Here is a 25,684-nt window from a genome sequence, read left to right as displayed (position 1 = left end):
GCTGGCCGGATACAACAATGGGCGCCGGAAAACCACTGCGTCACACCAAAACAGGCGGGGCGAACCCCGCCTTCAGGTTGCCATTTAACGTTGAACGTTACAGGACAACACTGCCGCTACCTCCGTATTTCCCTGCTTGAACGTCAGCTCACAAACTGAACCACGCATAAGCCAGATGAATACCAAGAATGTTACGCATCCTACTGTAAATCCTGGTAAAAACAGTTTTCTCGACATGTCAGCCCTCCGTTGCATTTCTGCGGTTAAGAGGCTACCATGCTGGTGTTGATGCAGTATGGTGAAGCCTCATTCTGATTAAGAGTCAGTTTGGGGCTTTCTTCTTTCTGCTTCCCACCCAGGGCCTGAAGCAGAAAGCTTCAAGCGCCCGTTCGCAGTCTAACAGAAGCTTTAATTTCAAAGCTATACCGTCAGGTCGCGGTAAATTCGTTCAATCATTCCCACCAGATATCGTTCAAAAAAAGACCCCGACTGGGGCCTTTCATACACCGGTGATTGTTGTTCAGGGTTTTAGTCGGGCGAGCCCCGTGATGGCCTGTTCAAGATACTGCCGCGGGCAGCCGAGGTTGATGCGTATAAAGCCTTTTCCTTGGTCACCAAAGCTGATGCCCATCGAGGCGGCAATCTTTGACTGGTGGATCAGTGCCTGCTGTAAAGCGTTATCATCCAGGCCTAAAGCGCGACAATCCAGCCAGGCAAGGTAGGTGCCTTCGGCCCGGGCCATTTTGCACCAGGGCGCGGCATAGGCTAATGCCTGCTCAAACCAACGCCGGTTGTCGGCCAGATAACCTTGTAAATCATCAAGCCAGGCTTCCCCTTGTTGATAAGCTGCCGTTGCGGCAGTCATCGACAACGCATTGAAGACATCCAACCCATGGGCATTAAGGCGTTCGATAAACGCATTGCGGGTGTGAGCATTGGGGATCAGGAAGTTTGAGATCCGCAGTGACGACAAGCCAAAGCTTTTGCTGGCGGAGGTCGCTGAAATCAGGTGGTCATGCCAGGCTTCATCCAGGTGCAGCACCGAGGTGAAGGTTTCGCCGGGCAGCGTCAGGTCGGCCCAAATCTCATCGGAAATCACCGTCACGCCATGGCGGCTGCACAGCGCCATCAACTGCGTCAGTTCGCTGTGGCTCCAGCATCGTCCGGTTGGATTATGGGGGTTACACAGCAACAACAATGGCGGTTTCCGCTGCTCAAAACAGGCCTCCAGATGCTCGAAATCGAATTGATAACCCTGCGCGCTTTCCTTCAGCGGATTTTCGAGGACCTCTCGGCCATTCATGGTGATGATCTTGGCGAAAGATCCATAGTATGGCCCCTGGATCACTACCGGATCGCCAGGCTGGCTAAGCAACTGGATCAGGATCGCCAATCCGGGTACCACCCCTTCGATGGACGTGAACCATTCGCGCTGCAAAGGCAGATGGTGCCTGCTTGAGAACCACTCTATGACCGCCTGGTAATATGAGTCATCACGTTCGCTGTAGCCAAATATGCCGTGATCCACCCGCTGATGCAGCGCCTGCCGGACTTTCTCTGGACACTGGAAGTCAAAATCAGAGACCCACATCGGCAAAAGGTCGGTTTCATCGAGTTGCAGATAGCGGTCGATAAAGTCCCATTTCACCGAGCCGGTGTTGTGGCGGTTAACTATCTGGTTAAAATCGGTTGGTTTCACGTCAGGCTTCCTTACGCTGTAAATCGTTTTCTGGCTGTATTCTGGCAATCCCGAATCCGGTAAAGCCATAAATCAGGGCGAAGAACACGGCGGCGTAGCATTGGATGGCCCAAGGCAATAAATCCAGCGTGCTGACACCCAGGGTGGTTGCCATATAAATGCCTGCGGCGGTCCACGGAATTAAAGGTTCGATGACGGTGCCCGCGTCCTCGACGGTCCGTGACAGGTTTTTATTGTCTAATCCCATGCGGCGGTAGGCGCCCTTAAACAGTTCTGCGGGGATCAGCAGTGCCAGCTTGCCGTCGCTGGTGGCGCCGGTCACCAGAATGGTGGTTGCGACCGTTGCGGAAATCAACTGGCCGGTGGTATGAACCACTTTCAGCAGTCGGTTGATGATAACGGTCAGCGCGCCGGTCAGCGTTAAGGCCCCGGCAAAGGAAAACGCGCAGAACACCAGCAGGATTGTGCTCATCATCGAGAACATGCCGCCGCGGTTGAGCAGGCGTGGAACATCGTCGACGATGCCGGTAATGCTGTGCCCCTGGGCGGTAAACATCGAAAGGTTAAAACCGTCCATCAACGCATTTAAGCCCTGCTGCAGGTTAAAGCCCTGGAGTAGTACCCCAATGGCGATGGCCAGAGTACAGGCCGCCAGCATCACGGGGATCACCGGTCGTTTAGTGACGGCACCCCAAAGCACCAACACCGGCGGCAGGATCAGCAGCAGGTTAAAGTGATACAGACCCTCCAGCGCGGTCACGATCTCAGTGACTTTTTCCGGCGTAGCTACGCTGCCGACGGCACTGGTGTGCCCGGCAATCAGATACACCACCGCGGCTAAAACGAAGCTCGGCAATGTCGTGTACATCAGGTGCTGGATATGGCTGTAAAGGTCGGTATCCGCGACGATGGCGGCGAAATTGGTGGAGTCAGACAACGGAGATATTTTGTCGCCAAAGTAGGCCCCGGAAACCACGGCACCGGCGGCGGCGGCCAAAGGGACATCCAGCCCGGCGGCCACGCCCATCAATGCCACGCCGACGGTACCGGCTGCGCCCCAGGAGGTACCGGTACAAACGGAGATCACGCTGGTAATGAAGAACGCGGCGATCAGGATATATTGCGGGCTGATCAGTTTTAAGCCCCAGTACACCATGTAGGGAATGGTACCGCTGAACATCCAGGTGCCGATCAACCCGCCGACGCAGATCAGGATCATGATGACTGGCATCGCCTTGGCCAGCTTGGTCACGATCGAGTCGATGATGTCGTTCCAGCGGTAGCCTTGCCACCAGGCCAGTGCGGCGGCAATGGCGGCCGAAACCAGCAGTAGCGGCTCGATCCGCAGCCCAAGCTGGCCGTAGCCGATGATCAGCAGTAATAGCATCGCCACAATGGGTAGCATCGCTAGCCCCAGGTTGAGTTTCTTTTTGTTATTCATTAACAACTCCGGTTAAGGATGAGGGTGTGACGCCAGCCTAATGAATTCGTTTTGATTGGGGTGTGAGCGCGGGCAACTGTCCATGTAATCGGTTTCATGGACTGCTGTTGTGTGAAATATCTCTCACTTTATGGCCTTGTTTTCTTGATTTGAGGTATTTTTCTCGAGGGAGGCGACCGAGTCTCGCAGGATCAATTCAGCGGAAAACATATTATTCTGCGGTGCTACAGCAACAGCAGAATTGAGCTGTAGCGCCAAATTAGCCGCGCGTCGTGCCATTTTCTCAACTGGATAATGCACGGTGGTCAATGCCGGATGGAGATATTTTGCCAGGGCCACGTCATCAAACCCGACAATCGAGATATCCTCCGGCAGGTTCATCTGGCGTTGATGAAAGGTTCGCATCATACCGGCGGCCATCACGTCATTGAACGTCAGTGCGGCGGTAAAATGGTGGCCGCTGGCCAGGATCCTTTCTGCCGCTAATTCGCCCCCTTGTTCATTGAAAGGGACGCTGATGATCCAGGCACCCGGCACCGAGATCCCGGCGTGAGCCATGGCACTGCGATAGCCTTCGAGACGCTGTTTTCTGTCATCGATCGGCAAGTCTGTGGTGATACAGGCGATATTCCGGTGCCCGTGTTGAATCAGCATCTGGGTGGCGGCCTGAGAGGCGCTGATGTTATCCAGCCAAATGCAGCGATTGGCGATGGCGGGCAAATAGCGATTGATCACCACCATTGCCGGGGTATGGGCGGCGTAGCGTAAAACGTCGGCATCGCTCATCCGGGTCACGTGGGCCACGATGGCTTCGCAACCCTGGTTGATCAGAAAATCGAGCCCGTTTTTCTCCAGTTCGGCCTGATGGCCGCCACTGCAGACCATCAATTTTACGCCGCCTTTGCGCGTGATATCTTCGACGCCCCGCGCCAGCCGTGAGAAAAAGGGGTCGTCGAGATTACCGGTCAATAATCCCAGCATATTGCCGCTTCTTTTCGCCAGGGCCAGCGCGGCAGCATTGCGGTGATAGTTAAACTCGCGCATGGCTTTTTCAACGCGTTCGCGGGTTACCGGCTCAACATAGGCGGTGCTGTTGATCACCCGGCTGACGGTGGCTGTCGATACACCTGCCCGTCGGGCAACATCTTTCATTGTGGCCATATCATCTCCTGCTCAGGCTTCGGTTGCCCTTTCTGTTGACGGGGAAAAATTGAGCTGGGTCTGATGCTAACAGCGCTGCTATCATTCATCCATATTCGGATATTGCGCCGACGGGTGTCGTTGCGTAAAGGCTGCCAGGGAGTTAAACGATGAAACCATGCCGTTCAGGGGCATTTGCATCAGGCAAGAAGCTTTGTCAGGGGATCGCATTGGCGGGGGGCCTGCTACTGCTGGCCGCCTGTGATGACAGTGGTCAAACCTCAACCGCGGCGCAGGCCGATGCTCAGGCGAGCAGCGTCACGCAGGCCAAACGGCCGGATGCTGCCGCGTTGGCGGCATTGGCGAAACGCGACGCTGGCAAACCCTTAACGCTGCTCGATGCCTCCGAACTGCAACTCGACGGCGCCAGTGCCATGGTGCTGACGTTTTCTTTGCCGCTGGATCCGAATCAGGATTTCGCCGCGCGAGCTCATCTGGTCGACAGCGTCAGCGGTAAAATCGACGGAGCCTGGGAGCTGTCAGACAATTTGATGGAGTTGCGGTTACGTCATCTGCAGCCCAACCGCAAAGTGGTGCTGACCCTTGAGGGCGGCCTGAAAGCGGTCAACGGTGCCGAACTGGGTAAACAGCAACAACAGACGATTACCACCCGCGACATCAAACCGAGCGTCGGCTTTGCCGGCAAAGGCTCACTGCTGCCAACCAAGCTGGCACAGGGGTTACCGGTGATGGCGCTCAACGTCGATAACGTCGACGTTAACTTCTTCCGGGTGAAGGCCGATGCCTTGCCGGCATTCCTGGCCAACTGGGAGTACCGCAATTCGCTTTCCAGTTGGGAATCGGAAGAACTGCTGAAAATGGCCGACCTGGTCTACAGCGGTCGCTTTGATCTCAACCCGCAACGCAATACCCGCGAACGCCTGTTGCTGCCGTTGAGTAGCATCGAAGCCTTGCAGCAGCCGGGGGTTTACCTGGCGGTGATGCAACAGGCCGGGCATTACGGTTATACCAACCCGGCGACCCTGTTCACCCTCAGTGATATCGGTGTTTCGCTGCACAGCTACCACGACCGTCTGGATGTGTTTACCCAGGCGCTGGACGGCGGTGCGGCATTGGGCGCGGTGGAACTGCGCCTGCTGGATGAAAAAGGCCAAACGCTGGCCCAGGGCACCACCGATAAGCAGGGCCATGCCCAGTTGGCAAAAAGCGCCAAGGCACGGTTGCTGCTGGCCACCCAGCAGGGCCAGACCAGCATGATCGATCTCTCGACGCCGGCGCTGGATTTGGCTGAGTTCGATATCGCCGGGCCGGAAGGCTACAGCAAGCAATTCTTTGCCTTCGGCCCACGTGATTTGTACCGTCCTGGCGAAACGCTGATCGTTAACGGTCTGCTGCGTGACGCCGACGGCAAGCCGCTGCCGGCCCAGCCGGTGAAGGTAGATATCGTCAAGCCGGACGATCAGGTGGCGCGCAGTTTTGTCTGGCAGCCGCAGGACGGCCTGTATCAATACCAGTACGCCATTCCTGAGGGCGGGCCGACCGGCAACTGGTCGTTGCGTTTCAATCTGGGCGATAACCAGCCGCGGCTATACAGCTTCAAGGTAGAGGACTTTTTACCGGAACGCATGGCGCTCGACATTACCGCCGAGAAAACCCCGCTGCGCCCTGACGCACAGCTGGTGTTCGACGTCAGCGGCCGCTATCTCTACGGTGCCCCGGCCTCGGGTAACCGTCTGCAGGGGCAGGTGTTCCTGCGGCCGCAGCGTGAGGCGGTCAGCAGCCTGCCGGGCTATGAATTTGGTTCGGTGACGGAAGAAAGCCTGTCGCGCAATATGGATGAATTCGATCAGGCACTGGATAACGCCGGTAAGGCGCAGGTGGCGGTGGACAGCAGTTGGGCGGAGGTGAAGTCCCCATTGAAAGCCATCCTGCAGGCCAGCCTGTTGGAGTCCGGTGGCCGGCCGGTGACGCGCCGCGCCGAACAGGCTATCTGGCCAGCCGATGCACTGCCCGGCATTCGACCGTTGTTCAACAAACAGCAGATTTATGATTACCGCAGCGACAGCTATCAGGCCCAGTCGGTGGTGGATGAAAACACCCAGGCCGGGTTTGATATCGTCTACGCCAATGCCGCTGGTGAGAAACTGGCGGTTAGCGGATTGAAGGCCCGTCTGGTGCGTGAGCGCCGCGACTACTACTGGCAGTGGTCAGAAGGCGAAGGCTGGCAATCGTTGTACGACAAAAAAGATCTGCCACTGGCGGAACAGACTATCGATATCGCTGCCGACGGCAGTGCCAAGGTCAGTTTCCCGGTGGAGTGGGGCGCATACCGCATTGAGGTGGTGGATCCACAGAGCAATCTGATCAGCAGCCTGCGTTTCTGGGCAGGTTACAGCTGGCAGGACAATACCAACGGCAGCGGCGCCGTGCGTCCGGATCAGGTGAAGCTGAAGCTGGACAAACCGGCCTACCAACCGGGTGAGAAAGTGAAACTGCATATCGAAGCACCGGCCGCCGGCAAGGGCTATCTGCTGGTGGAATCCAGCGATGGCCCGCTGTGGTGGCAGGAGCTGGATGTGCCTGCCAAGGGCGTTGATGTTGAAGTGCCGATCAATCAGGAGTGGAAACGCCACGATCTGTACCTCAGCGCATTGGTGATCCGCCCGGGTGATAAACAACAGCAGTCGACGCCGAAACGGGCGGTAGGGCTGTTGCATCTGCCGCTGGTGGATGAAGGGCGCAAACTGGCACTGACGCTGGACGCGCCGCAGCGCATGCGGCCGAACCAAATGCTGACGGTGAAAGTGAAGGCCGCCCACAGCAGCGGAAAACCGCCACAGCAAATCAACGTGCTGCTTTCCGCAGTGGACAGCGGCATCCTTAATATCACCGACTACGCAACGCCGGATCCGTATCAGGCCTTCTTTGGTCGTAAACGCTACAGCGCCGATCAGTACGATGTGTACGGTCAGTTGATTGAAGGCAAGGGGCGTTTGGCTAACCTGCGTTACGGCGGTGACGGCGATGAAGAAGATGCCTTGTCGCGCGGCGGTAAAAAACCGATCACCACAGTCACCATTGTGGCCCAGCAAGCGCAGCCGGTTAAGCTGGATGCCAATGGCGAAGGCGAAATTCAGATTGCCATTCCGGACTTCAACGGTGAACTGCGACTGATGGCGCAGGCGTGGAGTGATGAAGACTTCGGCAAGGCGGAGGGTAAGACCGTTGTTGCCGCACCGGTGGTCGCGGAGCTGGCGACGCCGCGCTTCCTGGCCGGGGGCGACAGTACCCAATTGGCGCTGGATGTCAGCAACCTGTCGGGGCAGCCGCAGACATTAACGGTGAAACTGGCTTCCAGCGGGTTAGTGGCGCTGCAGGGCGCTGCCGAACAACAGGTCAGCCTGGCCAACGGCGAGCGCACCACGCTGCAGATCCCGGTGCAGGCGCTAGCGGGTTTTGGTCAGGGTGAAGTTGCGCTGACCGTCAGCGGCCTGGTGCTGCCGGGGGAAACGCTCAAAGACTACCAGCACAGCTGGAAGATTGGCGTGCGACCGGCTTACCCGGCGCAGACCCGCCAGTTTGCCAACGTAATCCACGCCGGTGAAAGCTGGGGCCTACCGACAGATGCCGCCGCCGGGCTGGTGCAGGCGACGACCGAAGGGCAACTGCTGTTGACCAGTCGTCCGCCAATCAACCTGGCGCGCTACATCAGCGAATTGTACGCCTATCCTTACGGCTGTCTGGAACAGACCACCAGCGGGCTTTATCCGTCGCTGTACACCAACCGGGCGCAGCTTAGCGCGCTGGGGATCAAATCCGGCAGTGATGAAAGTCGCCGCAACAGTATCGACGTTGGCATCGAGCACCTGCTCAGCATGCAGCGCTATAACGGCGGTTTTGGCTTGTGGAATCGCGACAGTCAGGAAGAGTTCTGGCTGACGGCCTATGCCACGGACTTCCTGTTCCGTGCCAGTGAGCAGAACTACAGCGTACCGGCGGATGCTTTAACGGCGGCCAACAACCGTCTGCAGCGTTATTTGCAGGATCGCAGCCAGATCGACGTTGCCTCCACCCAGTACCCGGATCACACCCGTTTTGCCGTGCAGGCCTATGCCGGCCTGGTGCTGGCACGTCAGCAACAGGCACCGCTTGGGGCATTGCGACAGCTGTTTGAGCGTCGTGCCGATGCCCGTTCAGGCTTGCCGTTGGTGCAGCTTGGGGTGGCGTTGAAGTTGATGGGTGATATGCCGCGTGCCAATCAGGCGATCGAGCAAGGGCTGGCGACGCAGCGCAATGCCAAGGATTACTGGCTGGAAGATTACGGCAGCCCGCTGCGTGATGACGCGATGATCCTGGCACTGTTGACCGAAAATAATCTGCTGCCAGCCGAGCGCGACCAACGCTTGCTGACGCTGTCTGAGCGTCTCAACGGCGAACGTTATCTGTCCACGCAGGAGAGCAATGCCCTGTTCCTGGCTGCGCGCAACCTGATCGGCAGTGCCGAAACACCGTGGCAGGCGCAAACGGCGCAGGGCAAGACGCTGTCCGGCAGCCAGGCGCTGACGCAAAACCTTTCCGCTGAACAGCTGGCGGCCGGGCTGCAGCTCACCAATACCGGCAGCGGCACGCTGTACAGCCGGGTCGATCTGGTGGGCTATCCGCAACAGGCACCGCAGCCGCAGAGCAACGTGCTGAACATCCGCCGTGAATTCCTGGGACTGGACGGTAAACCGGTGGATCTGACCCAACTGAAAAGCGGCCAACTGATCCTGGTGCACCTGGATGTCTGGGCCGACAATCAGGTACCGGATGCGCTGGTGGTGGATCTGCTGCCGGCCGGGCTGGAGCTGGAAAACCAGAACCTGGGGGACAGCAGTGCCAGCCTGGGCGAAAGCGCCAGCAGCGTGACCGAATTGCTGCAAGACATGCAGCAGGCCGACATCAAGCATCAGGAGTTCCGTGACGATCGCTATGTGGCGGCGGTGAATATCGACGGCTACCGTCATACCACGCTGCTGTATCTGGCGCGCGCAGTCACTCCGGGTACCTATTTGGTGCCTGCGCCGCAGGTTGAGTCAATGTATGTGCCAGCCTGGCGTGCGCTGGGTGCGACGCCACAGCGGCTTGAAATCGCCAAATGATCCTCCTTGCTCCGCCCCGGGGGTTAACCGGTGGCGGGGCAAGGGAGTGATAGCTTCCCAATGAATCGATTCCTCACCCATTTACGTCGCCGAGGCGCCCTCTGGCTGCTGGTCATTATCCTGCCGCCCGCTTTACTGTGGTTGGCGGACCGGCTGTGGCCGCTGCCGCTGAAAGATGCCGAGATGGCGCGCGTGGTGGTGGCGGAGGATGGCACGCCGTTGTGGCGCTATGCGGACAGTGACGGCGTATGGCGCTATCCGGTCAGCCTGCAGCAGGTCTCGCCCTATTATTTGCAGGCATTGCTGACCTATGAGGATCGCTGGTTCTATCAGCACCCCGGGATTAATCCGTTGTCGCTGGCCCGTGCTGCCTGGCAGGACCTGCGCAACGGGCAGATTGTTTCCGGCGGCAGCACGCTGTCGATGCAGGTGGCGCGCCTGATAGATCCCCATCCCCGTACGCTGGGGGGGAAATTTCGACAGGTATGGCGCACCGCTCAGTTGGAATGGCATCTGTCGAAGGATCAAATCCTCGAAATCTACCTTAACCGGGCGCCGTACGGTGGCACGCTACAGGGGATCGGTGCAGCAAGCTGGACTTATCTGGGTAAGCCGCCCTCGGCGCTGACGCGGGGTGAGGCGGCGTTATTGGCCGTGTTGCCACAGGCTCCCAGTCGTTTGCGACCGGATCGCTACCCGGAACGGGCACAGGCTGCACGTGACAAAGTGCTGGAACGGCTGGCGTATTATCAGGTTTGGCCGGCGCAGCAGGTGGCTGAAATCCGTCAGGAGGCGCTGTGGTTGGCCCCGCGCCAGGTGCCACAGTTGGCTCCGTTACTGGCCAGGCGCATGACGCAAAGTAACCGCAGTCAGGTGGTAACCACCACGCTGGACGCCACGTTACAGCGGCGGCTGGAAGAACTGGCACGCGGCTGGAAGAGCCAACTGCCCGAGAAAACCTCGGTTGGCGTCTTGGTGGTTGATCACACCAATATGAAGGTACGCGCCTATCTGGGCTCATTGGATTTGAACGATAACAGCCGCTTTGGCCATGTCGACATGGTGGCCGCCTGGCGTTCGCCGGGCTCGACGCTAAAACCCTTCTTGTATGGGTTGGCGCTGGACGATGGCCTGATCCACGCCGAATCGCTGTTGCAAGACGTACCGCGCCGTTTCGGCGACTATCGGCCCGGCAATTTTGATACCGGTTTCCACGGTCCGGTCAGTGCCAGTGAGGCGCTATCGCGTTCGCTTAACCTGCCGGCGGTACAGTTGCTGGAGGCCTACGGGCCAAAGCGTTTTGCCGCCAACTTGCGTAACGTGGGGGTTGAACTGCGACTGCCTGCTCACGCCGAACCGAGCCTGGCGCTGATCCTGGGCGGGGCCGGAGCCCGGCTGGATCAGTTGGTGGCCGGATTCAGCGCGCTGGCTCGTCAGGGCCGGGTGGCACCGCTGCGCTTTACGCCTCAGCAAGGGATTTACGATCGCCAGTTAATGTCACCGGGTGCCGCCTGGATTGTGCGGCGAATACTGGCGGGAGAGGCGCGCCCACTACCGGATGATGCATTGCCCGCCAGCGTGCCGTTGGCGTGGAAGACCGGCACCAGTTACGGCTACCGCGACGCCTGGGCGATTGGCGTTAATGCCCGCTACACGATGGGTATTTGGGTGGGGCGACCGGACGGCACGCCGGTGGCCGGGCAGTTCGGCTTTGCCACGGCGGTGCCTCTGCTGAATCAGGTCAACAACCTGCTGCTGACCTCTTTACGCCAGCGTGGCGAAGGCATTCCGGCCGATCCACGCCCGGCCAGCGTCAGCCGTGCGGTGATTTGCTGGCCGGGCGGCCAGCCGCTTCCGGCGGGGGACAGCAATTGCCGCCAACGGCGTCTGAGCTGGATCCTCGACGGGACTATCCCGCCGACGTTGCCCGCGCCGGGCCAGGAAAGCCTGCTGGGCAGTCAGCCGCTGATGTGGTTGAACTCGCGTGGATTGCGGGTGGCGGCGGATTGTCCGGGGGCGACACCGCGTCGGCTGGCACTGTGGCCAACGCCGCTGGAGCCTTGGTTGCCTGCGGCGGAGCGCCGTGCTCAGCGCTTGCCGGCTATCGATCCGCAGTGCCCGCCATTGCAGCAACAAGAAGCTCCACCGTTGTTGATGTTGGGCGTGCGTGACGGCGCGATACTGCGTCGTCTGCCTGGCAACAATGCGCTTGATTTGCGGGTCAGTACCCAGGGAGGCGGTGGACAGCGCTGGTGGTTCCTCAACGGCCAGTTGGTGGGGGAAGGGGAGTCGTTGTTACAGACGCTGAGCCAACCCGGTCGTTATCAGCTCAGCGTGTTGGATGAGAGTGGTCAGGTGGCGGTGCGTGAATTTAGCCTCGATTAAGTTAAGTTTTCATAACCTGTGCTCTGGGCCGCAAAGTGAAGAATAAAGATAATGATTTTTTAATGAAATGTTGTTTTTCCCGTAGGCAAGCGTTATCGGCGCACATATAATCTGCGCCACTTGAGAAGGCCGGCACCCTGTTTACAGACCGGCCTGTTTTGGAAGTTATACAGAGGCCATCATGACCGTAGAACGTACCTTTTCCATCATTAAACCAAATGCTGTAGCTAACAACGACATCGGCGCAATCTATGCTCGCTTTGAGCGCGCGGGTTTCAAAATCATCGCATCCAAAATGCTGCGTCTGACTCGCGAACAAGCCGAAGGCTTCTACGCTGAGCACAAAGGCCGCCCATTCTTCGATGGCCTGGTTGAGTTCATGACCTCTGGCCCGATCGTGGTACAGGTTCTGGAAGCGGAAAACGCAGTACAGCGCAACCGTGACATCATGGGCGCGACCAACCCAGACAACGCACTGGCTGGTACCCTGCGTGCTGACTATGCGGACAGCTTCACTGCCAACGCCGTTCACGGTTCTGACGCAGTAGAATCTGCACAGCGCGAAATCGCTTATTTCTTTAACGATAGCGAAATCTGCTCACGTTAATAATACCCGTCCGAATACGGCATTCATCGGCTGAAACAATAAAAATGCCCTGAATACCTTTCAGACGTGGAAAGCTGCTACTAAAATTTGTACAATGCCGCGCCCCTGATAAGGCTTCTTGTCAGGGGCGCGCTTTTTAGCGCCGTCACCGCAATTGATGCGGGTTGAACGACGCACTTACTTTCCACTCTTTCGCGCCGTAACGTGTAACAACGAGGCCAGAGATCAATTATGTTAGAACCCATCACGTCCGAGCACATCGTGTCTGAAAATAATTCGCTGACTACTCAATCCGTTAACGCGGAACAACCGGCTGTGGCCAAAATTAACCTGCTGGATTTAAACCGTCAGCAGTTGCGTGAGTTCTTCGCCAAAATGGGCGAGAAACCCTTCCGTGCCGATCAGGTGATGAAGTGGATGTACCACTATTGCTGCGATGATTTTGAGCAGATGACCGACATTAACAAGGTCCTGCGCAATAAATTGCAAAGCGTCGCCGAGATCCGTGCGCCAGAAGTGGCGGAAGAACAACGCTCAGCCGATGGCACCATTAAATGGGCGATCAAAGTGGGCGATCAGCAGGTCGAAACCGTATTTATTCCGGACGGCGACCGTGCGACCCTGTGTGTCTCTTCCCAGGTGGGCTGTGCACTGGAATGCAAATTCTGTTCGACCGCTCAGCAGGGCTTTAACCGCAACCTGCGCGTGTCGGAAATCATTGGCCAGGTGTGGCGTGCAGCGAAAATCATCGGTGCGCTTAAAGTGACCGGCGAACGCCCGATCACCAACGTGGTGATGATGGGGATGGGTGAGCCGCTGCTCAACCTGAGCAATGTGGTACCGGCGATGGAAATCATGCTGGACGACTTCGGTTTTGGCCTGTCCAAGCGCCGTGTGACCCTGTCTACCTCCGGTGTGGTGCCGGCGCTGGACAAGTTGGGCGATATGATCGACGTTGCGCTGGCGATCTCGCTGCATGCGCCGAACGACAAGATCCGCGATGATATCGTACCGATCAACCGTAAATACAACATCGAGACCTTCCTGGCTGCGGTTCGCCGCTACCTGGCAAAATCCAATGCCAACCAGGGTCGGGTCACGGTCGAGTACGTGATGCTGGACCATATCAATGACAGCACCGACGATGCGCACCAGTTGGCTGAGGTCCTGAAAGACACGCCATGCAAGATCAACCTGATCCCATGGAACCCGTTCCCAGGGGCACCTTATGGCCGCAGCTCCAACAGCCGGGTGGATCGTTTTTCCAAAGTGTTGATGGAATACGGCTTTACGACTATTGTTCGTAAAACCCGTGGTGATGATATCGATGCCGCCTGCGGGCAACTGGCGGGTGAAGTGATCGACCGTACCAAGCGTACCCTGAAAAAGAAAATGGCCGGGGAACCTATCTCCGTACGTGCGGTCTGAACCCTATAGCATGATTTTTTTGTTATCTTACAATCTGTTATACCAACAGATTGTAAGGTGACATCAGACAAGGAAATGAATGCAGGCATGAAGCTGACTCTGTGGGGGATGTTGCTGGCGGCCGGTTTACTGGCGGGCTGTTCCGGTTCAACACCGGAAGAAAAAGACGCGCTGTCACAAGCGGGCCAAACGCGTTTGCAACTGGGTCTGGAATATCTGAAGCAGGGCGATTTACCTGCCGCGCGACAGAATCTGGAGAAGGCGGCGGACGCTGCCCCACAGGATTACCGTACCCAATTGGGCATGGCGCTCTATGAGCAGCGGATGGGCGAAAATAGCGCGGCCGAACAGCGTTATCAGCAAGCGCTCAAACTTGCGCCTGGCAATGGCACCGTGCTGAATAATTACGGTGCGTTTCTTTGCGGTTTAGGGCAGTATGTACCGGCACAACAGCAGTTTAGCGCTGCGGCAGTAGCACCGGATTACGGTCAGGTTGCCGACAGCCTGGAAAACGCAGGTTACTGTTTTCTCAAGGCCGGACAGAACGATGAAGCACGTACCTTGTTAACGCGTGCGATGAAGATCGATCCGGACAAAGGCACTCCACTGTTAGTGGAGGCAGAAAAGCAATTTGGAGAAGGGAAGCGCGCGCAGTCGCAACTTTTACTCGACAGTTATCAACATGTTCTGCCGGCTAGCGCTGACAGCTTATGGTTACAGATTCGTTTCGCCGCGTTAGCCGGGCGCCAAGATAGCGTGCAACGTTATGGCAAGCAGTTATCGCGAAGTTTTCCACAATCCAAACAGTACCAGCAGTTCTTAGCTAATGAATACTGAAACCTCCCAAGATAAAACCGTATCAATGACGACAGGCGAACGTCTGCGTCAAGCCCGTGAACAACTCGGGTTGAGTCAACAGGCCGTTGCAGAACGCCTGTGCCTCAAAATGTCTACCGTGCGCGATATCGAAGAAGACAATCTGTCCGCAGATTTGGCTTCAACCTTCGTGCGGGGTTATATCCGTTCCTACGCCAAGCTGGTGCGTGTACCAGAGGAAGAACTGCTGCCGATGCTGGCCAAGCAGGCTCCGCTGAAGGTCGCGAAAGTGGCACCCATGCAGAGTTTCTCGTTGGGCAAGCGCCGCAAAAAACGCGACGGCTGGCTGATGAGCTTCACCTGGCTGATCGTTTTTGTGGTGGTTGGCCTGACCGGCGCCTGGTGGTGGCAAAACCACAAGGCCCAGCAGGAAGAAATCGCCACTATGGCCGATCAATCCTCTGCCCAGCTTTCACAGAATAACAATGAAGGCCAATCTGTGCCGTTGACCGACAGCAATGCCGACAACAGTGCACCTTTGGCTGACAATGGTTCTACGCCGGTTGATACCGGCGTTGTTCCACAGCAGTCACAGACTCCGGCAGTCACCGGCAGTGCAACCGCGCAGCAACCTGCGGTGGTTTCACCAAGCCAGACAACGCTGCCAGAGACAACGCCTGTGGCACCAGCAGCCCCCTTGCCAACCGCTGACGCGGGTGTGGCTGCCGGGGCGGTTGATCCTAACGCGCTGGTCATGGAGTTCTCCGCCGACTGTTGGCTGCAGGTGAGTGATGCCAGCGGTAAAACGTTGTACAGCGGCAGCCAGAAAAGCGGCGGCAAGCTGAACCTGGCGGGTACCGCGCCGTACAAACTGACCATTGGTGCACCGGCCGCAGTACAGATTCAATATCAAGGTAAGCCGGTTGATTTAAGCCGGTTTGTTAAGTCGAACCGTGTTGCTCGTCTGACCGTTGCCGCGCAGTAATTGCGCGGCCATTGTCGTTGAGTCAGGGCAACAATGGAGAGTAAGTAATGCATAACCAATCGCCCATCACCCGTCGAAAATCAACGCGAATTTACGTCGGCAATGTGCCTATTGGTGATGGTGCGCCGATTGCCGTGCAGTCGATGACTAACACCCGTACCACTGATGTTGAAGCCACGGTTAATCAGATCAAAGCACTGGAGCGCGTGGGTGTCGATATCGTCCGCGTTTCAGTCCCCACCATGGATGCCGCCGAGGCATTCAGGCTGATCAAGCAGCAGGTCAACGTGCCGCTGGTCGCCGATATCCACTTCGATTACCGTATCGCGCTGCAGGTTGCAGAGTATGGCGTAGACTGCCTGCGTATCAACCCGGGCAATATCGGTAACGAGTCGCGTATCCGTTCAGTGGTAGACTGCGCACGCGATAAAAATATCCCAATCCGTATCGGGGTGAATGGCGGTTCGCTGGAAAAAGACATCCAGGAAAAATACGGCGAACCTACGCCGGAAGCGCTGCTCGAATCTGCCATGCGCCACGTTGATATTCTCGACCGCCTCAACTTCGACCAGTTTAAAGTCAGCGTTAAGGCCTCCGATGTGTTCCTGGCGGTACAATCCTATCGTCTGCTGGCTGCACGTATCGATCAGCCGTTGCATCTGGGCATCACCGAAGCCGGTGGCGCACGCAGTGGCTCAGTGAAGTCGGCGATTGGTTTGGGGCTGCTGCTGTCGGAAGGCATCGGCGATACCCTGCGCATCTCGTTGGCAGCCGATCCGGTGGAAGAAGTGAAGGTCGGTTTCGACATTCTGAAATCACTGCGTATCCGCGCCCGCGGTATTAACTTTATCGCTTGCCCGACCTGTTCACGTCAGGAATTTGACGTTATCGGTACGGTGAACGCGCTGGAACAGCGTCTGGAAGACATCATCACGCCGATGGACATTTCGATTATCGGCTGTGTGGTCAATGGCCCGGGCGAAGCCCTGGTTTCTACGCTGGGCGTGACCGGTGGCCACAAAAAGAGCGGTTTCTACGAAGACGGTGTACGCCAGAGAGAACGTTTCGACAACGAGCAGATGATTGACCAACTGGAAGCCAAGATCCGCGCCAAGGCGTCGATGCTGGATGAAAGCAATCGCATCGCGGTCAACCTGCTGGAAAAATAAGCATTATACCGATACGGCGGGCTTTTTAGCCCGCTTGTTTATGAACCCGGGAGCAGAACTCTGCATTCGCGTTGAATACGGGACGGCAAAGTCCCTATAATCGGGTTCATTTTTATAGACAACGGACAGAGAACTCACGTGGCAAAGAACATTCAAGCCATTCGCGGCATGAACGACTACCTGCCGGAAGAAACGGCATTATGGCAGCGTATTGAAGGCATCCTCAAGCAGGTGCTTAGCGGCTACGGTTACAGCGAAATCCGCTTGCCGATTGTAGAGCAGACCCCGTTATTCAAACGCGCGATCGGCGAAGTGACCGACGTCGTGGAAAAAGAGATGTATACCTTCGACGACCGCAATGGCGAAAGCCTGACGCTGCGTCCGGAAGGGACGGCTGGCTGCGTTCGCGCCGGCATCGAACATGGTCTGCTGTACAATCAGGAGCAGCGTCTGTGGTACGTCGGTCCGATGTTCCGCTACGAGCGCCCGCAAAAAGGCCGCTATCGCCAGTTCCATCAGCTGGGGGCCGAAGTGTTTGGCCTGCAGGGCCCGGATATCGACGCCGAGCTGATCCTGCTGAGTGCCCGCTGGTGGAAAGCGCTGGGGATCTCCGAGCACGTCAAGCTGGAACTGAACTCCATTGGTTCACTGGAAGCACGCGCCAATTACCGCGATGCACTGGTGGCATTCCTGGAACAGCATCAAGAGAAGCTGGACGAAGATTGCAAACGTCGTATGTACAGCAACCCGCTGCGCGTATTGGACTCGAAAAACCCGGAAGTGCAGGCGTTGTTGAACGACGCGCCACGGCTGTCCGAGTATCTGGATGAAGAATCCAAAGCCCACTTCGAAGGTCTGTGTGAACTTTTGGCGCAGGCGGGCATCCCATATACCATCAATGAACGCCTGGTGCGCGGTCTGGACTACTACAACCGTACGGTATTCGAATGGGTGACCACCAGTTTGGGCGCTCAGGGTACGGTGTGTGCCGGTGGTCGTTATGACGGTCTGGTTGAGCAACTGGGTGGGCGTGCAACGCCGGCAGTTGGTTTCGCCATGGGCCTGGAGCGCTTGGTGTTGCTGGTTCAGGCTGTTAACCCAGAGTTCAAAGCCGCGGCGACCATTGACGTATACGTGATCTCCTCCGGTGAAGGGACTCAGAGTGCGGCCATGCAGTTGGCGGAGCGCGTGCGTGATGAAGCGCCACAGCTCAAGCTGATGACCAACTACGGCGGCGGTAACTTTAAGAAGCAGATCACCCGGGCGGATAAATGGGGCGCGCGCGTTGCCTTGATCCTGGGTGAGAACGAAGTCGTAGCCCAGCAGGTCGTGGTCAAGGACCTGCGCAGTGGTGAACAAGAAACGCTGGCGCAAAGCGAAGTCGCAGTGCGTCTTGCAACGATGTTAGGTTAAGGAGAAGGACACCGTGGAAGTCTATACCACAGAAAACGAACAAGTCGACGCCGTGCGTCGGTTCTTTGCTGAAAACGGCAAAGCGCTGGCAGTGGGCGTGGTGCTCGGAATTGGTGCCCTGGTCGGCTGGCGTTACTGGCAGAGCCACGAAAACTCCAACATGATGGTTGCGTCCCAATCTTATCAGGAAGCCAGCGATCGTCTGGCTCTCGGTAAGCCGGACGATGTCGCCGCTGCGGAGAAGTTTGCACAGGCCAACAGCAACAGCTACGGCGTGATGGCCTCGCTGGAGCTGGCGAAGCATTTTGTTGAGCAAAATGAGTTTGCCAAAGCAAGCCAACAACTGGTGCTGGCTCAGGGTCAGACCAAAGATGAAAACCTGCTTTCGATGATTAACCTGCGTCTGGCCCGTGTCCAGGTGCAGGAGAAAAAGCTGGATGACGCGCTGAAAACGCTGGATGGCGTGAAAGGCGAAGGCTGGGCGGCGATGGCGCAAGATACGCGCGGCGACGTGCTGTTGGCCAAAGGCGACACCAAAGGTGCGCGTGAGGCTTACAGTAAAGGCATTGAGTCTAACGCTTCTCAGGCGCTGCAGGTTTTGCTGCGCATGAAATTGAATAACTTGTCCAGCTAAGGGGAATTCCCATGCAATTGCGTAAAACACTCTTGGTCGGACTGGTTTCCGTTGCCTTGCTGAGTGGTTGCTCACTGTTCAACAGTGAAGAAGACGTGGTTACCATGTCGCCGCTGCCGAAAGTTGAAAATCAGTTCACGCCAAGCAAGGCGTGGAGTACCTCGGTCGGTGACGGTGTCGGTGAGTTTTATTCTCACCTGCGTCCCGCTTTCCAGGACAACACGATTTATGCCGCAGATCGTCACGGTATCGTGAAAGCACTGGATGCCGATAACGGTAACGAAAAGTGGAAGGTTGATCTCTCTGAGAAAACCGGCTTCTTCTCCAGCAACCTGCCGGCACTGCTGTCGGGCGGTATGGCGGTAGCGGGTGACAAGGCTTACGTTGGCAGTGAGAAAGCGGTGGTTTACGCGCTGAATACTGCAGACGGTACCGTCGCGTGGCAGACCAAAGTGGCCGGCGAAGCAATTTCACGTCCGGTGATCAGCGACGGTATGGTGCTGATCCACACCACTAACGGCCTGCTGCAGGCGCTGAACGAATCTGACGGCGCGGTGAAGTGGACGGTTAACCTGGACATGCCTTCACTGTCGTTGCGCGGTGAATCCGCACCGGCCGTTGCCTTTGGCGCAGCCATTGTCGGCGGTGATAACGGTCGCGTAAATGCCGTGCTGATGCAGCAAGGTCAGTTGATTTGGCAGCAACGTATTTCCCAGCCGAGCGGCGCGACCGAAATCGATCGTTTGAACGATGTCGACACTACGCCGGTGATTGTTGAGGGCGTTGTCTACGCATTAGGTTACAATGGCAACCTGACGGCGTTGGATCTGCGTTCCGGCCAGATCATGTGGAAGCGTGAATTGGGCTCGGTGAACGACTTTATCGTTGATGCCGGCCGCATCTACCTTATCGATCAGAACGATCGCGTGGTGGCATTGAGCACCGAAGGTGGCGTGACCGTATGGACGCAGAGCGATCTGCTGCACCGCAACCTGACCCCGCCGGTGATGTACAATGGTTTCCTGGTGACCGGTGACTCAGAAGGTTACCTGCACTGGATCAATACCACGGACGGCCGTTTTGTTGCTCAGCAAGAAGTGGATAGCTCCGGCTTCCTGTCTGCGCCAATGGTCGCTGGCGATAAGCTGGTCATCCAGGCGAAGGGCGGAAAAGTTTACGCTTTTACCCGCTAACGCCGATCGTCGCACGGATTGCCAACGGCTCCTGAGTGTTCAGGGGCCGTTTCGTATTTTTATAAGCTGCACGCCTGGTGTCTATCCATGGTGCAGTAACGCTTTGATTATTAAGTAATGAGGCTTCACAATGATACCTGTCGTCGCGCTAGTAGGGCGCCCGAATGTGGGTAAATCCACCTTGTTTAACCGTTTAACCCATACGCGCGATGCGCTGGTGGCGGATTTCCCCGGGCTAACGCGAGACCGCAAGTATGGTCGTGCTGAGGTTGAGGGTAATGAATTTATTATCGTCGATACCGGGGGCATTGACGGCACCGAAGACGGCGTTGAAACGCGCATGGCCGGTCAGTCGCTGCTGGCGATCGAAGAAGCAGACATCGTGCTGTTTATGGTCGATGCTCGCGCCGGTCTGATGCCAGCCGATCTGGGCATTGCCCAGCATCTGCGCAACCGTCAGAAAGCCACCTTCCTGGTTGCCAACAAAACCGACGGTATGGATCCCGACATGGCCACCGCCGATTTCTACTCGCTGGGCCTGGGCGACGTGCATGCGATTGCCGCTTCCCACGGTCGTGGCGTGGCGCAGTTGATCGAACACGTGCTGGTGCCGTTTGTCGGTGAAAAGCCGGAAGAAGTCGAGCTGACCGAAGAAGAGGCTAACGCCGCTTATTGGGCCGAGCAAGAAGGTGAAAACCGCGAAGGCCCGGAAGACGAGCCGGAAGACGACTTCAACCCGCAGGATTTGCCGATCAAGCTGGCTATCGTCGGTCGTCCTAACGTAGGTAAGTCCACACTGACTAACCGTATCCTCGGCGAAGATCGTGTTGTGGTTTACGACATGCCGGGCACCACCCGTGACAGCATTTATATCCCGATGGTTCGTGACGAGCGCGAATACGTGCTGATCGACACCGCCGGAGTGCGTAAGCGCGGCAAGGTGACGGAAACCGTAGAGAAGTTCTCGGTAATCAAAACCCTGCAGGCGATCGAAGACGCTAACGTGGTGTTGCTGGTAGTGGATGCACGCGAAGGCATTTCCGATCAGGACCTCTCGCTGCTCGGCTTTATCCTCAATAGTGGGCGCTCACTGGTGATTGTGGTCAACAAGTGGGACGGCATGAGCGAGGAAGATCGCGATCACGTGAAAGAGATGCTCGATATGCGTCTGGGCTTTGTCGATTTCGCCCGCATTCACTTCATCTCTGCCCTGCATGGCAGCGGCGTTGGTAACCTGTTCGTCTCGGTATTGGAAGCTTACGAGTGTGCGACCCGTCGAGTGAACACCTCTATGCTGACCAAAATCATGCAGATGGCTGCCGACGACCACCAGCCGCCGTTGGTACGTGGCCGCCGCGTGAAGCTGAAATATGCGCACGCCGGTGGGTATAACCCGCCGATTGTGGTGATCCACGGCAACCAGGTGACCGATCTGTCCGATTCGTACAAACGCTACCTGATGAACTACTTCCGTCGCTCTCTGAAGGTGATGGGGACGCCAATCCGTATCCAGTTCAAAGAGGGTGAGAACCCGTTCGCCGGCAAGCGTAACCTGCTGACGCCGAACCAGATGCGTAAGCGTAAACGCCTGATGAGCCACCTGAAAAAAAGCTGATAATCAGCATGAGGGGCGCGGTATCACTACCGCGCCCCTTTTTTATTGGTCCGAAATCGTTTTATTATCCGTAGATTATCGCCGTCAGCCTGAAGGAACATCATGTCCTGGGAAACCTGGAGTTTTGCATTTAACGTCACCGTCCCCAATCTGTTAATGATGTTGCTGGGCATACTGCTGCGCCACTGGCGTCTGATGGACGATCGGTTTATTGACGGTGCCACCAGGCTGGTGTTTAACCTGGCGCTGCCCTGCCTGCTGTTCTTCAGCATTGCCACCAACCACCCGCAGTTGCTGGGTAACCTGCCGCTGGTGATCTTTGGCGCGATTGGTACCCTCGTCACCTTCCTGTTGCTGGAAGCGGCGGCTATCTGGCTGGTTAAAGATCCACGGGAACGCGGTGTCTTCGTGCAAGGGGGCTTCCGCGCCAATACCGCCATTGTCGGTCTGGCTTACGCCATGACCGCTTACGGCAGCGAAGGAATAGCGTTGGGGTCGCTGTACCTGACGGTGACGGTGATCCTGTTTAACGTACTGTCGGTGATAACCCTGACGCGTAGCCTGCAGGGCGGACAGGGCAAGAGGATCAGCCGCCTGTCGCTGTTGCGCAGCATTGTCACCAATCCGCTGATTATCGGCCTGGTGTGCGGCTTGGCTTATGCGCAGACCGGCCTGGGCATCCCTCAGGTGATCCGGCAGACGGGCAGCTACATCTCTGCACTGTCGCTGCCGCTGGCACTGCTGTGCACCGGTGCCAGTTTGGATCTGCGCGCCATGTTCCGCTCGTCCAACGTGGCGGCACTGTCTTCTTCGGCCAAGTTGTTTATCGTGCCGGTGCTGATGACGTTGGGTGGTTGGTTATGCGGGTTCCACGGTGCGGCGTTGGGGATTATCTTCCTGTTCTCGGCCACGCCAACGGCTTCGGGGAGCTATGTGATGACGCGAGCCATGGGGGGGAACGCCACGCTGGCGGCGAACATTATCGCCATCACCACCGTCGGATCGTTTTTCACTACCGCGCTGGGCATCTATTTCTTGCGCTCATGGGGCGTGATTTAACCTGGGAGTGACTATGGAAGTACAGTGTCCGCAATGCGATAAAACGATGGAGTGGGTGAATGGTCACTACCATTGCGCCGCCTGTAATAGCGATTATCAACAGTTGGCTCACTGCCCGGATTGCGGGCAACCGTTGCAAGAGCTGAAGGCCTGCGGCGCGGTGGACTATTTGTGTCAGAACGGCCACGGGCTGATCTCCAAAAAACGGGTGTTATTCAGTTATCAGCCGTTGTAAGTATTCACTCATCGACCTGGCCGGTTTTCCACAGGTCGACCAACGCCTGTGGAGCGCTGGTTTCCGGGATCAGCAGCACGATTTCACTGCTCAGAGTCTGGCTGTAATAGCTGATCTGCACGCGAAAATAGCGTTGGTCACCGCAGCCGGGGGAATCCGGCTGCCCCTCTTCCTGGGCATAGGGCAGCGTCTGGTTCAACAGTTGGTTCAGGCGCTGCCGTTGCTCTGGCGTAATGTCGGCCAGCGCAATGCGCCGCTGGCCCGCCAGTTTGGGAATAAAGGCGAAACCGCCTTCACGCGCCAGCTCAATAACCGTGTCCTGATTGAGCACCGGCAAAGGTTTCATTATGCCACCCCCACCTGATGCCAAGCCTGTTGTACCTTTTCCGCTACCTTGCTGTCGAAGCGCTGTTCTGCATGCTTTACCGAGGTACGGACAAAGGTGGCAAAGTCAGCGTCCTGCGGCAGTGCCTTATCACACAGGGTGTCGTACCAGATGTAACCGGCTTTCTCCCAGGCATAGCCGCCCAGTGCGGTGGCCGCCAGATAAAAGGCGCGGTTGGGGATGCCGGAGTTGAGGTGGACGCCACCGTTGTCTTCTTTGGTCTGAATGTAGTCTTTCATGCTGGCCGGCTGCGGATCTTTCCCCAGCAGCGGATCGTCGTAGGCGGTACCGGGCACCGACATCGAACGTAGACCCTTGCCGTTGATGCCTTTCGCCAGTAGCCCTTCACCAATCAGCCAGTCGGCCTTATCAGCAGTTTGCTTAAGGTGGAACTGCTTGACCAAAGAACCAAACACGTCAGACAGCGATTCATTCAGCGCACCGGCCTGCTGGAAGTAAATTAACCCGGCTTCACTTTCGGTGACGCCGGGCGCCAATTCGTGGCCGACTACGTCAATGGCGATGGTAAAACGGTTAAAGATTTCGCCATCCCCGTCGCCGAAGACCATTTGCTGGCCATTCCAAAAGGCGTTCTGGTATTCCTTGCCGTAATGCACGCTGCCGGTCAGCGGCAGGCCCAGGTTGTCCAGCGAGTTGCGTTTGAACGCCTGCCAGAAAAAATCGTAGGTGACGCCGAGGTAGTCATAGGCTTCATCCACCGCCACGTCGTGGTTGCTGGCCTGGCCCTCATCACGCACCTGTTTGCCGGGCAGTTGGGTGCTATTTTCGGCGTCATAAATATCGCGGATGACTTTACCACCGGTCGAGGTTTTCGCCCCGAGGGCCCGCAGCGGCTTGTTGCCGAGCAGGCTCTGAACATGGTTCAGGGTGTGCAACGCGCAGTCGCGCTGCGGTAGGCTGCCGTGCTCAATGATCCGGCGCAGCATATAAGGGGGGATGACCGATCGTGCTGTTAGGGTCGGCATAGTGGCTCTCCTTAGGCAAAAAAGTTACCCGTCCTCTTTCAAGCTATAGGGTATCTATAAATATTTTGACACTAAGTGTAGCTCAGACATCGTAAAGACGATGATCGTGGGTGCTGACCGCCGGGTTAGTTTTATGGGCGCTGATGCGTTTGACCGAGGTGCGAACCGCCAGCTTGCCGTGCAGCAGCAGGTTGCATGGGGGCGCATCGGCACGCAGCATGCGGCGTTGCAGCAGTTGAATGGCCTCATAGCCCAGTTCGTCGCGCGGCACATGTACTGAGGTGAGCGGCACGTCATGAATTTCCGCCAGATTAAAACCGTCGGTGCTCATCACCGAGATATCGCCCGGCACGTTCAACAGCAGTTTGTTGAGCGCCTTGACTGCACCGACCGCCATATAGTCGCCACCGGCGAGAATGGCCGTGGGCAACTGCGAGCGGTGACTGACCCGATTGATAAAGGTGGTGAGTGCCTGTTCGGCCTCTTCGCTGCCGAAGCCGGAGGTGGTGACCAGATGGCGACCGTCGTCAAAGGCGATATTGTGTCGCGCATAGGCTTGTTTAATGCCTGCTAGCCGCAACTCCATGGTGTGTCGACGCAGGCATTGCAGGTTCAGAATATGGCTGTGGCCCTGCTGGAACAGATAGTTGGCGGAGAACTCGCCAATCAGTTGATGGTCGGGCGACACGCTATCGAGCCGCATCTGACGGTCGCTGCAGTTAATCAGTACACAGGGTTTGTTCAGGTCGGCAGCTAACTGGTGAATGTGTTCGTCATCGATGCCGATAATCAGTGCCGCCTGGGTCTGCGGATCGCTCATTTTTTCCAGAAACAGCGCGCCGTCGCTGTGTAATTCCTCAAGCCCGCAATAGCGAATGCGTACTTCGTGCTCCGCCAGTGCGGCGGTGATGCCCTGGATCACCTTGTAGTAAAAAATATCGGTACGCACGTCAAAGGCCCGCTGCGGGGCGAAGACCATCACGTTGTTCAACATCAGTCGGCCGCTGGAAATCCCCTGCAGGATCCCCTTCTGTTGGGCGCAGGCCAGCACCTTCTGACGCGCCTCGGCGCTGGTGTTGGCCTTGCCTGCTAATACGCGTGAAACGGTGCTGATCGACAGCCCGGTTTGGCGGGCAATTTCCTGTATTTTCAGCTTTCCGTTCATTCTGTGATCTCCTTCAAATTTGGCAATGAAAATATTTCCACGGTGTTTTTTCAGCGTACTGTCAGGCTTTGGTCGCCATTATGGAGACCTTTTATCCTACGCATGAAAACTTTTGCAAAAAACCACGTTTCGCTCACGCTTCCGGCTGTCTAGTCTGAATTGGTATG

General features: G+C 57.1%; 20 protein-coding genes. 13 read left to right on the top strand and 7 right to left on the bottom strand.

What is annotated here, in order from left to right:
• Positions 1-84 precede the first annotated feature (84 nt).
• The 4 genes from OC597_RS19265 to OC597_RS19250 all read right to left on the bottom strand — a co-directional run bounded on the left by OC597_RS19265 (position 85) and on the right by OC597_RS19250 (position 4,301).
• Positions 85-237 carry a Hok/Gef family protein gene (locus tag OC597_RS19265; protein ID WP_261258955.1) on the bottom strand — a complete coding sequence of 51 codons (153 nt, stop codon included), beginning with the start codon at positions 235-237 and terminating at the stop codon, positions 85-87.
• Positions 238-520: 283 nt separating this feature from the next.
• Positions 521-1,699 carry a MalY/PatB family protein gene (locus OC597_RS19260; protein WP_262210052.1) on the bottom strand — a complete coding sequence of 393 codons (1,179 nt, stop codon included), beginning with the start codon at positions 1,697-1,699 and terminating at the stop codon, positions 521-523.
• A 1-nt stretch (position 1,700) separates the two neighbouring features.
• The gene (gene nhaC, locus OC597_RS19255) at positions 1,701-3,140 is read right to left on the bottom strand and encodes a Na+/H+ antiporter NhaC (protein WP_262210050.1); all 1,440 of its coding nucleotides are present in this window, start codon (positions 3,138-3,140) and stop codon (positions 1,701-1,703) included.
• Positions 3,141-3,263: 123 nt separating this feature from the next.
• Entirely contained in the window at positions 3,264-4,301 is a 1,038-nt protein-coding gene (locus tag OC597_RS19250) for a LacI family DNA-binding transcriptional regulator (RefSeq protein ID WP_261285917.1), read from the bottom strand.
• A 149-nt stretch (positions 4,302-4,450) separates the two neighbouring features.
• On the opposite strand from OC597_RS19250, the gene OC597_RS19245 reads away from it, so the two are divergent.
• The 13 genes from OC597_RS19245 to OC597_RS19185 all read left to right on the top strand — a co-directional run bounded on the left by OC597_RS19245 (position 4,451) and on the right by OC597_RS19185 (position 22,981).
• Entirely contained in the window at positions 4,451-9,442 is a 4,992-nt protein-coding gene (locus OC597_RS19245) for an alpha-2-macroglobulin family protein (protein WP_262210048.1), read from the top strand.
• Positions 9,443-9,502: 60 nt separating this feature from the next.
• Entirely contained in the window at positions 9,503-11,827 is a 2,325-nt protein-coding gene (gene pbpC, locus OC597_RS19240) for a peptidoglycan glycosyltransferase PbpC (RefSeq protein WP_261425775.1), read from the top strand.
• 181 nt (positions 11,828-12,008) lie between these two features.
• Entirely contained in the window at positions 12,009-12,434 is a 426-nt protein-coding gene (ndk, locus tag OC597_RS19235) for a nucleoside-diphosphate kinase (protein WP_085118257.1), read from the top strand.
• 231 nt (positions 12,435-12,665) lie between these two features.
• A complete protein-coding gene (gene rlmN, locus OC597_RS19230; protein ID WP_085118255.1) occupies positions 12,666-13,862 on the top strand; it encodes a dual-specificity RNA methyltransferase RlmN in 1,197 nt (398 codons plus the stop codon).
• An 87-nt stretch (positions 13,863-13,949) separates the two neighbouring features.
• On the top strand, positions 13,950-14,699 hold the full coding sequence (gene pilW, locus OC597_RS19225; protein WP_261258964.1) for a type IV pilus biogenesis/stability protein PilW: 750 nt from the start codon (positions 13,950-13,952) through the stop codon (positions 14,697-14,699).
• Entirely contained in the window at positions 14,689-15,663 is a 975-nt protein-coding gene (rodZ, locus tag OC597_RS19220; RefSeq protein ID WP_262210046.1) for a cytoskeleton protein RodZ, read from the top strand. Before pilW ends, rodZ begins: the two co-directional genes overlap by 11 nt.
• 47 nt (positions 15,664-15,710) lie before the next feature.
• Positions 15,711-16,832: a flavodoxin-dependent (E)-4-hydroxy-3-methylbut-2-enyl-diphosphate synthase gene (gene ispG, locus OC597_RS19215; RefSeq protein WP_085118250.1), complete on the top strand. Its 1,122-nt coding sequence runs from the start codon at positions 15,711-15,713 to the stop codon at positions 16,830-16,832.
• 138 nt (positions 16,833-16,970) lie between these two features.
• Entirely contained in the window at positions 16,971-18,245 is a 1,275-nt protein-coding gene (gene hisS, locus OC597_RS19210; protein ID WP_261258966.1) for a histidine--tRNA ligase, read from the top strand.
• Between the two features lie 13 nt (positions 18,246-18,258).
• The gene (locus tag OC597_RS19205; protein ID WP_099062663.1) at positions 18,259-18,879 is read left to right on the top strand and encodes a YfgM family protein; all 621 of its coding nucleotides are present in this window, start codon (positions 18,259-18,261) and stop codon (positions 18,877-18,879) included.
• Positions 18,880-18,890: 11 nt separating this feature from the next.
• The gene (gene bamB / locus OC597_RS19200; RefSeq protein WP_112348621.1) at positions 18,891-20,072 is read left to right on the top strand and encodes an outer membrane protein assembly factor BamB; all 1,182 of its coding nucleotides are present in this window, start codon (positions 18,891-18,893) and stop codon (positions 20,070-20,072) included.
• 130 nt (positions 20,073-20,202) lie between these two features.
• Positions 20,203-21,687, top strand: coding sequence for a ribosome biogenesis GTPase Der (gene der, locus OC597_RS19195; RefSeq protein WP_262210041.1), 1,485 nt, complete (start codon positions 20,203-20,205; stop codon positions 21,685-21,687).
• Positions 21,688-21,789: 102 nt separating this feature from the next.
• Positions 21,790-22,746 (top strand): AEC family transporter, encoded by a 957-nt coding sequence (locus OC597_RS19190; RefSeq protein WP_261425773.1) that lies wholly within the window; start codon positions 21,790-21,792, stop codon positions 22,744-22,746.
• Between the two features lie 13 nt (positions 22,747-22,759).
• Entirely contained in the window at positions 22,760-22,981 is a 222-nt protein-coding gene (locus tag OC597_RS19185; protein ID WP_261258970.1) for a zinc ribbon domain-containing protein, read from the top strand.
• A gap of 4 nt (positions 22,982-22,985) precedes the next feature.
• On the opposite strand, the gene OC597_RS19180 is transcribed toward OC597_RS19185, so the two are convergent.
• The 3 genes from OC597_RS19180 to OC597_RS19170 all read right to left on the bottom strand — a co-directional run bounded on the left by OC597_RS19180 (position 22,986) and on the right by OC597_RS19170 (position 25,517).
• Positions 22,986-23,327, bottom strand: a complete 342-nt coding sequence (locus tag OC597_RS19180) for a protealysin inhibitor emfourin (RefSeq protein WP_261258972.1) — start codon at positions 23,325-23,327, stop codon at positions 22,986-22,988.
• The gene (locus OC597_RS19175) at positions 23,327-24,352 is read right to left on the bottom strand and encodes a M4 family metallopeptidase (protein ID WP_262210040.1); all 1,026 of its coding nucleotides are present in this window, start codon (positions 24,350-24,352) and stop codon (positions 23,327-23,329) included. Before OC597_RS19175 ends, OC597_RS19180 begins: the two co-directional genes overlap by 1 nt.
• An 82-nt stretch (positions 24,353-24,434) precedes the next feature.
• Positions 24,435-25,517 carry a LacI family DNA-binding transcriptional regulator gene (locus OC597_RS19170; RefSeq protein WP_261258974.1) on the bottom strand — a complete coding sequence of 361 codons (1,083 nt, stop codon included), beginning with the start codon at positions 25,515-25,517 and terminating at the stop codon, positions 24,435-24,437.
• Positions 25,518-25,684: the final 167 nt, after the last annotated feature.

The organism is Serratia proteamaculans (assembly GCF_946227095.1).
In the GTDB taxonomy this organism is placed as follows: domain Bacteria; phylum Pseudomonadota; class Gammaproteobacteria; order Enterobacterales; family Enterobacteriaceae; genus Serratia; species Serratia proteamaculans_E.
Note: the sequence above shows the minus strand (reverse complement) of the source record. Positions and strands in the feature narration are given on the sequence as shown.